Consider the following 8,250-nt stretch of genomic DNA (forward strand, 5'->3'; position numbering starts at 1 on the left):
CGGCGCCGGGCTGGCCCGGCACACGGCAAATGAAGCTCTATGCGCTGCCCCAGGTCCTGAGGCTCACCCAGGTCTTGCGATCGAGCTGATAGCGCTCGACCGGAACCTTGCCGACCGCGACCGAATCCATCATGCCCTGTCCGGCATATTGGAAGCCGCATTTGTGGATGACCCGGCGCGAAGCGGGATTGATGACCCGGCAGGCCACGTGGAGCTTGTCGATCTCCGTGGCGCGGAAGGCGAGATCGACCAGCGCATGGGCGGCTTCCGTTGCATAGCCGCGGCCCCAATATTTGTGGCCGATCCAGTAGCCGAGTTCCAGCCCGCCTGCCTTGGAGTCGAGCCCCGCACAACCGATAAAGGCGCCGGTCTCGGCGAGCGTCAGCGCATAGGCGCATCCATTCCACGCGTTCTCGCGGATGGAGTTCACGAAAGCCTCTGCATCCCCGACCGTATAGGGATGCGGCAGCCGCGACAGCATGTCGGCCACGCGCCGATCGTTGGCGAGTTCGGCCAGTTCCGTCACGTCGTCCTCATGCGGCGGGCGCATCACCAGACGGTCCGTGACGAGGACGGGGCAGTCTATACGGTGACTTTCGCCTCCGGTCTCTTCTCTTTCGGCAATCATGGCTTCCTCCAAGTCAAAAAAGAAAGGGGAGATGGCGCCCCATCTCCCCTGATTCTTTATCTGGCTTGTCCAGACACCGGGCCCGAGATGGGACGCCGGTGTTCGGTGCGGAACCGGCTACTCCGCTGCTTCCGTCATCGGGTTTACCGACACGTAGGTTCGGCCGTTGGCTTTCTTGGCAAACGACACGGAACCTGCGGAAAGGGCAAAGAGGGTGTGATCCTTGCCGATGCCGACATTGGTGCCGGGATGCCACTTGGTCCCGCGTTGACGCACGATGATGTTGCCGGCAAGGACCTTCTCGCCGCCGAACTTCTTCACGCCAAGGCGCTTGGATTCCGAATCGCGACCGTTACGCGACGAACCGCCAGCTTTCTTATGTGCCATCGGTGTACTCCTTCAGCCCTGATCTTACTTGTCTTCCGCCGCAGCGGCCTGGTCCACTTTCGCACGCGGCGGCTTGCCGGCAAGAAGCTCCTTGGCCTGGGCGACCCATTCGTCGCGCTCGATACGTCCGCCGAGCGACAGATCCTCGTCGAGCTTGTCGGCGTCTGCCTTCTTCAGCTCCGCGATCTGCTTCAGCGAGGTGATGCCGGCTTCCTCAAGCTTCTTCTTGAGCGCCGGCCCGACGCCCGAGATCAGCGAGACGTCGTCATTCACGCCCTCGGCGACTTCCGCCTTGGCGCTGGCCTTCTTGCTCTCCGCCTCCGCCTTTTTCGGTGCCGCCTTCTTCGAGGGCTTGGCGCCTCCGACGAGGATCTCCGAAATCCGGACAGTGGTCAGGAGGTCGCGATAGCCGCGCTTGCGACGGGAATTCTGCCGACGACGCTTCTTGAAGGCGATGACCTTCTTGCCGCGACCATGCTCGACGACTTCAGCCGCGACGGTCGCGCCTTCCACGACGGGGGTGCCGAAGGTGACGTCTGCGCCTTCGCCGACAGCCAGCACCTGGCCCAGTTCGATGATGTCGCCGGGCTCTCCGGCGATCCTTCCGACCTGCAGGAGGTCGTCGGCGGTGACGCGGTACTGCCTGCCGCCCGTTTTGATGACTGCGAACATCTTTCTTGCCTTTCGGTGTCCGACCGGCTTCACGTTCCGTCCCAGCGAAGGGCGGCGCGGCCGTCTTCTTGACAGTCGTTTCGGGTTCAAAAATCAAAAGCGGCGCAGAAGCTGCTCCACGCCGCGCGCACTCAATATCCGAAGGCGTCCGCAAGGTCAAGGCAAAGCAGGAATCAATTGACAGCCGGCTGCGCCTTGCGCGGAATTTGCCCTTGTAACGTCCCGGCTCTGCCGCTATCTAGTGCGCCGCGCCGGCAAGGCGACCACGCCCTCGCGGAGAGGTGGCTGAGTGGTTGAAAGCACCGCACTCGAAATGCGGCATACTCGCAAGGGTATCGGGGGTTCGAATCCCCCCCTCTCCGCCATTATCTTGTAGCGAACCCGAGATGAGGCTCCCGTTGGGGGCCTTTTTCTTTTTGTTTCAAAGGCGTTTAGCCGAGGCAGCCGAACCTCGGAGACTGGCGCTGGGTCCAATTTCCGTCTCTGCACGGCCCTCCGTCTCTGACCGAGCGAACGTAGTTGGGTCCGGTTCGGCTTCGCCAAGGCAAATGTTTCCAAAGGGTTTCGCCGGTCGCTCAACAATGCATTCAGCGGCCGTTTTTCCGGTTGGCGTGGCTGCCAGAGAACGCGAAGTAGGCGATGCAGGACGTAACGCAGCGCAATGTGCCGCGCGTGAATTGGTGGCAGTTTGTCCACGAAGGCTGAGAGCACATCTTGCTAATAGGTGATCGCAATGGCGGGAGGCGCCGCTTCCGGCTATTGGTGTCCAGTGTGGCGCACGGCTGGAATGAGCCCAATGCAGATATGTGCGAACCGGCGTCACACGGTTAAGGTAGGGCGAGTCGGATATACACTGGGACAAGAGTGTCACAATGAAGGTTTTCTGGTCCTGGCAGAATGACTACGCGCCCAAGGTCAACCGGCATTTCATCCGCAATGCGCTTTCGGAAGCCGTGGAACGTGCTGGTGACGAACTCGGTCTTGAGGACGCGGAGCGCCCTGAGCTCGACCACGACACGAAGAACACGGCCGGGATGGTGGAGATCACCAACACCATTTTCAGGAAGATTTCGCGGTCAGCAGTGCTTGTGGCGGACCTGACGCCCGTCGCCGCTACTCCGGCAGGAAAAGCTCTGCCAAATCCCAACGTGCTGATCGAACTGGGTTGGGCACTGAGCGAACTCGGTGAGGGACGGATCATCCCGATCCTGAACACGGCCAGCGGCTACAAGCCTGACGATCTGCCGTTCGACATCCGCCATCGCCGCGCCCTGACCTATGAGCTCGCGGAAGGCGCTGACAAGGCTGCGCAACGCAAGGCATATGAACGGCTCGTCGGCGACTTGGCCGGTGCCCTGAGCACCAACCTTCGGGAATACACGGAGGAACAGGCCGCCGTGGCGCAGATCGCGAGCATTCCGGCAAAGCCGGACGACCCGTCGATATGGGCGACGGCAAGCGAAAAGCTGACCTGGCACGACAGTATGAGCGGCGACCGGAATGTCGCGTTTCCCGCCGTGCCACGAGGCTATTTGCGGATCATCCCTGCCAGCTGGAAGAACGACATTCCTGCCGTCAGCGACATTGCGCGGAGACCGGACGATGAAACGGTGAGGCCCGTCGCACAAGGAACGTCCTCGGGCGATTTCGGTCCTTGCGAAGAGGGCTTTGTCCATCTCTGGTTCACAGGCGAAGATGCCAGCGGCGAGCTGGAAAGCCGGAACGTCGCCATGTGGTTTGATGAAACCGGCGAATATTGGGTTGTGCACGGAACCGCGATTCACGATTGGAAGTACGAGAAGTCGTCCCTGAACGTTCATCGCCTGCTGACGGGTTGGGAGCAGGCTCTGCGCGCGGGCATGAAGGCGCTGGACCGCCTTGGCGCGACCCCTGTCAGAAGAGTTGAAGCAGGGCTCGTGGGCATCCGCGGGGTCATGTGGCCCGCAGATTTTCTTGCCTACTCAAGCCCGGCACGCAAGGAACGAACGATCATCCAGGTGCAACAGCGCGACTGGAGCGGCGATGCGCAGCTTGCCTTCCTGACCGATGCCTACAACCGGATACGCGACAATTTCGCCCTGCCGCGGGCAGAGCGAAAGGACGTTGAAAAGCTGCTGAGGAGCTGACCTGCTGCCCATTCGCCTTGCTCGGGATGTCATGATCTTATAAAGTCATGAAGACAGGATGATTTGAGTGGCAGCAGGTTCTATAAACATGGCGAGCAGGAAACAGCCTGCGCGGGGCTCGTCCGGCGCTGGAGAGAACCGCGCGTCCGGCGAAAAGGAAGTCCCGATCCAGGTCATGGTGCCGGAAACCGTCCGGCGTCAGGTCGCGCTGATGGGCGCAGACCGGGGCGAGAATATCAGGACCGTCGTGCTGCGCGGGCTGCGCGCCATTGGCATAGATATACCTGAATCCGAACTCGCCGACCGAAGAGGGCGCCGCCGGAACGGAAAAGGAGGCAGCGATGGCGCGCAGTGACCTCCTCATAAACCTCGTGAAATCAGGAGCCAGCGGCGACAAACTCGCGCTGAGAAAGACGGTGGAAGCGATTGTGGCGGAGGAACGGGCGAAGCAGCACAACGTGGTCGCCGATCGGATCGAAAAAGCCTACCGCTCGGCAAATGGTCATGGCGGCAGCACGACGATGAACACGGTCTTTTCCGAGCATAATTCACGTGCGCGCGACTTCATCGCCGAGGTCACGCCGCGTCGCCGCCTGGAGGACCTGATCCTGCCGGAGACGACGCTGATCGCCGTGCAGCAGCTCATCGAAGAGCAGCAGCGCGCGAGCCTGCTGCGGTCGCATTCGCTTGAGCCACGGCATAGCGCCCTGCTCGTAGGGCCTCCCGGCAACGGCAAGACTTCCCTCGCAGAAGCCGTGGCAGAGAGCCTCGCGGTCCCGTTCTTCGTCGTCCGGTATGAAGCGATGATCGGCAGCTTCCTCGGCGAGACAGCGAGCCGCATGAAGCGGGTTTTCGATTACGCCCGGACAACGCCCTGCGTCCTGTTCTTCGACGAGTTCGACACGGTGGGCAAGGAACGCGGCGATACGCACGAAACCGGCGAAATCAAGCGGGTTGTCACATCGCTGCTGATGCAGATCGACGATCTGCCAAGCTACGTGGTGATCCTCGCCGCGACCAACCATTCGGAACTGCTTGATCGTGCCGTGTGGCGGCGCTTCCAGCTTCGCCTGCCTTTGCCGGTGCCAACGCAGAAGCAGCTCGCTTCCTACCTGACGACGCTGAGCGAGCGCAGCGATCTCAAGCTCGGGGTCGGCGCGGCGCAGATCGCAAAGACGCTTGGGAGGGTGAGCTTCAGTGAGGCGGAGCAATTCTTCCTCGATGTCGCTCGCCGTCAGGTGCTTGCCGCCGGCGAGCGGACGCCGGCCGAGATCGCAAAGCAGCAACTTAAACTCTGGGCGTCCCGCGTCCGCGGTCCAATGACGGAAGAACAGGACGATCATGCCGGAACGCCCGCTTCTTAAACTCCCCGATCCCGAACCTTTCGAGCCGAGGCCCGGCCCGCGCGGCGGCGGCAATCTCGCGAGGCCGCAACGCGGCAGGCAGGGTGCGCGGCTTGCGCCCCGCTTTGACCGGCTGATGCAGGTCGCGGGCAACCCGCAGGAGCTGATGGGATTCCGCGACGATCCCGCTTCGATTGCGCCGGAGCGCGCCATCGTGTTCGAGGTCGCCGGTCAGCTCAAAGACTTTTATGAGCAGGCGCAGGCCCTCGGCCTAGAATACCTTGGCGACTACGAGGAGGAATTCGACCCCAGCGAGGATTTCTACGACAAGAAGAAGCCCGAGAAGACCATTGCCGGACGCATCTACCTTGCTATGCCCGATGTGAGGGCGTTGCAGGAGCTGCTTGGCCTATGGCGCAGATATCAACGCGGCGCAAGGATGCCGGACGGAAAATCTGAATGGCGCGAACTCTTCTCGCTTCTGATCGACGTCCGTCCCTGGGGTCCACAGGACCGGGTGCCGTCTGAGACGATTGAATTCTGGCAGGAGTCCCTCCGGTTCAATCCCGAAGCGCCGGTTCGTTTCGAAATCGAGCTGTGGTTCCACGAGAACGCCGAACAGCGCGCGCGGGCTTTCGAACAGATGGCGGCTGAGGTCGAGCGCATGGGTGGCGCCGTCGTTCATCACGCTACCATCCCCGAAATCCGCTACGATGCGGCACTCGTCGATATCCCGCCCGATCAGGCGCAGAACCTGATCGATCACCCGGACATCGCGCTGGCGCGCGTCGATGAGATCATGTTCCTGCGCCCGCAATCGGTTGCGCGGCATCCCCGAAAGGAAGAGCCGGAAGGCGAAGATGCGCCGCCGGATGCGGACGCCGCGCCACTTCCGGCAGGTGATCCGATCGCTGCCCTGCTCGACGGCCTGCCGATTCAGAACCACGTCCGGCTCGCCGGCCGCATTGTCGTAGACGATCCGGATGATCTGGAGGCCAATTATCCCGTCAACCGCCGCGAGCACGGAACGGAGATGGCGTCGCTGATCATCCACGGCGATCTCACGCGCGGCGAGCCGCCGCTGCCGCGCCCGCTGCTGGTCCAGCCCGTGATGCAGCCGGATGGCGGAAATTCCGAGCAGACCCCTCCCGACCGGCTGCTGGTCGATGTGATTCATCGCGCCGTGCGGCGGATCAAGGTGGGCGACGGGGGCGAGCCGTCGACCGCGCCCGGCGTGGTCCTAATCAATCTGTCCCTCGGTGATCGTTGGCGTCCTTTCGCGCGCGTCATGAGCCCCCTCGGGCGGCTCCTCGACTTCCTAGCACACCGTTATCGTGTGCTGTTTCTCGTCAGCGCCGGAAACGTGCTCGACCGCCTTGTGATCCCGGACTATCCAACCTCGCGGGAGTTCGAGGCCGCCGTTCCGGAAGAACGCGAAAAAGCGATCCTTGCAGCGCTGAACGCGAACAAGAGCCAGCGAACTCTGTTTTCACCGGCGGAGTCGGTGAACGCTCTTACAATCGGAGCTGCGCACAGAAGCGCCGTGTTCAATGGCGGCTTACCCTCCTACCTGATCGACCCGTTTACCGACGAGTGCCTGCCGAACATGGTCTCGGCGATGGGGCTCGGCTACCGCAAGGCGGTGAAGCCTGACCTGCTATTCGATGGTGGCAGGATGCCAGTGCGGGTTGTCGCAACGGGAGGTGGCGTGACCATTGCTCCGGCAGCCGTACCCGCCCGGTTATTTGGCTTAAAGGCTGCCGCGCCCGATCCGCGCGGCAGCACGCGCCACGAGGACTTTGCCTGCGGAACGAGCGTTGCGACGGCCTTGGCTACGCGTGCCGGTCACCGGATTTTCGACACGCTGATGGATGGAGACGGTGGCTCCAACCATGACGATTTGCCGATGGAGTATCAGGCACTCGCTCTCAAGGCGCTTCTCGTGCACGGCGCCACCTGGGGGCCGAAGGGCGAGATGCTTGACAATTTCTTCCAGCCGCAGGGATCAGGCCAGCACGTTGCACGGCGCGACGATATCACCCGCCTACTTGGTTTTGGCGTTCCCGATATCGAGAGGGTGCTCGATTGCGCGGAGAACCGGGCGACACTGCTCGGCTTCGGCACCATCGCGGCTGGCGGCGCGCTTCTCTACCGCATCCCGATTCCGGCCGGGCTTGACGGCCAGCGCGCCTTCCGCGCCCTCACCGCGACGCTCGCCTGGTTCACGCCGATCAACGCCCGCCATCAGGGCTACCGTCGCGCGGCGCTCGACATCAGCCCCGGTACGGACGAAAAATACTGGATCACCGACAAGCGCGACCCCTGCCAGCCGACAGACAAGACGATCGTCCGCGGCAGCCTCTTCCATGAGCGCCGCACCGGCGAGAGAGCGGCGGTCTTCGTAGATAACGGCGAGCTGCTGCTGCGCATCACTTGCCGCGCAGCCGCGGGCGAACTGAACGAGGAAGTCCCCTACGCCCTCACCGTCAGTTTCGAAGTCGGGATTGATACTGGAATCCAGGTTTATGAAGAAATTCGAACCCGCATTGCGCCGCAGGTAGAAGTCGGTGTCTAACAAGCTCGCACCGTGCAAAGAAAGCATCTGGTTCCTGACTTTTGGTTGTCCCAGAGTGGCAGTCGAGAAAGCTTTTCATGATCTTATAATTGGCGCATTTTAGCACAATGCACTGAACACGATACCCATCTGCTCCGCCCACGGCCGGTCGGCGACGGCCACAAGGTCGTTCAGCGAAAGCGCCGGTGGTACGCGCCTGATGACGAGGTGTTCGAGCACCTCCGGCGACAGATAGGCGAGCCGCATCATGCGGCTCACGAACCGGTCGGAGACCTTCTCGGCCGCGGCGATATCCTGAATGGTGGAAGCGGCACCGGATTCCAGCTGCCGCCGCCAGTTCCAAGCGCGGGCGATAGCGCGCAGCACATGAGGGTCTTGCGACCGGCCGTCCCGGACTGTCACCTCGTCGGGCGGGAGGATCTTCGGCCGCCCATTGCGTYTGCGGATCGTCAGGGGGATGAYGACGCGGATRRTGTTCGTCGAGTCGGTCATGCGTGGGCCTCCGTCTGGCGGGTGGCC

At 62.5% G+C, this 8,250-nt stretch carries 8 protein-coding genes and 1 tRNA gene; 5 read left to right on the plus strand and 4 right to left on the minus strand.

What is annotated here, in order from left to right:
- Nucleotides 1-37: 37 nt before the first annotated feature.
- From L598_RS05110 to rplU, 3 genes are all read right to left on the minus strand, one after another.
- Nucleotides 38-628 (minus strand): GNAT family N-acetyltransferase, encoded by a 591-nt coding sequence (locus L598_RS05110; protein WP_144860881.1) that lies wholly within the window; start codon nucleotides 626-628, stop codon nucleotides 38-40.
- A 117-nt stretch (nucleotides 629-745) separates the two neighbouring features.
- Nucleotides 746-1,015: a 50S ribosomal protein L27 gene (gene rpmA, locus L598_RS05115; RefSeq protein ID WP_144860882.1), complete on the minus strand. Its 270-nt coding sequence runs from the start codon at nucleotides 1,013-1,015 to the stop codon at nucleotides 746-748.
- A gap of 24 nt (nucleotides 1,016-1,039) precedes the next feature.
- Nucleotides 1,040-1,687, minus strand: coding sequence for a 50S ribosomal protein L21 (gene rplU, locus L598_RS05120; RefSeq protein ID WP_144860883.1), 648 nt, complete (start codon nucleotides 1,685-1,687; stop codon nucleotides 1,040-1,042).
- Between the two features lie 275 nt (nucleotides 1,688-1,962).
- On the opposite strand from rplU, the gene L598_RS05125 reads away from it, so the two are divergent.
- The 5 genes from L598_RS05125 (at nucleotide 1,963) to L598_RS05145 (ending at nucleotide 7,731) form a co-directional block, all read left to right on the plus strand.
- Nucleotides 1,963-2,052 (plus strand) — tRNA-Ser (locus tag L598_RS05125).
- 507 nt (nucleotides 2,053-2,559) lie between these two features.
- On the plus strand, nucleotides 2,560-3,813 hold the full coding sequence (locus tag L598_RS05130; RefSeq protein WP_113450889.1) for a hypothetical protein: 1,254 nt from the start codon (nucleotides 2,560-2,562) through the stop codon (nucleotides 3,811-3,813).
- Nucleotides 3,814-3,880: 67 nt separating this feature from the next.
- Entirely contained in the window at nucleotides 3,881-4,168 is a 288-nt protein-coding gene (locus tag L598_RS05135; protein WP_144860884.1) for a hypothetical protein, read from the plus strand.
- The gene (locus L598_RS05140; protein ID WP_113450891.1) at nucleotides 4,155-5,177 is read left to right on the plus strand and encodes an ATP-binding protein; all 1,023 of its coding nucleotides are present in this window, start codon (nucleotides 4,155-4,157) and stop codon (nucleotides 5,175-5,177) included. The genes L598_RS05135 and L598_RS05140 overlap by 14 nt, the downstream gene beginning before the upstream one ends.
- The gene (locus L598_RS05145) at nucleotides 5,155-7,731 is read left to right on the plus strand and encodes a S8 family peptidase (RefSeq protein WP_144860885.1); all 2,577 of its coding nucleotides are present in this window, start codon (nucleotides 5,155-5,157) and stop codon (nucleotides 7,729-7,731) included. The genes L598_RS05140 and L598_RS05145 overlap by 23 nt, the downstream gene beginning before the upstream one ends.
- A 99-nt stretch (nucleotides 7,732-7,830) precedes the next feature.
- Here the strand turns inward: L598_RS05145 and L598_RS05150 are convergent, their stop codons facing one another.
- Complete coding sequence (locus tag L598_RS05150; protein ID WP_144860886.1) at nucleotides 7,831-8,223, minus strand: hypothetical protein; 393 nt, start codon at nucleotides 8,221-8,223, stop codon at nucleotides 7,831-7,833.
- Nucleotides 8,224-8,250: the final 27 nt, after the last annotated feature.

It is taken from the genome of Mesorhizobium sp. J18 (assembly GCF_007829525.1).
Lineage (GTDB): Bacteria > Pseudomonadota > Alphaproteobacteria > Rhizobiales > Rhizobiaceae > VLJP01.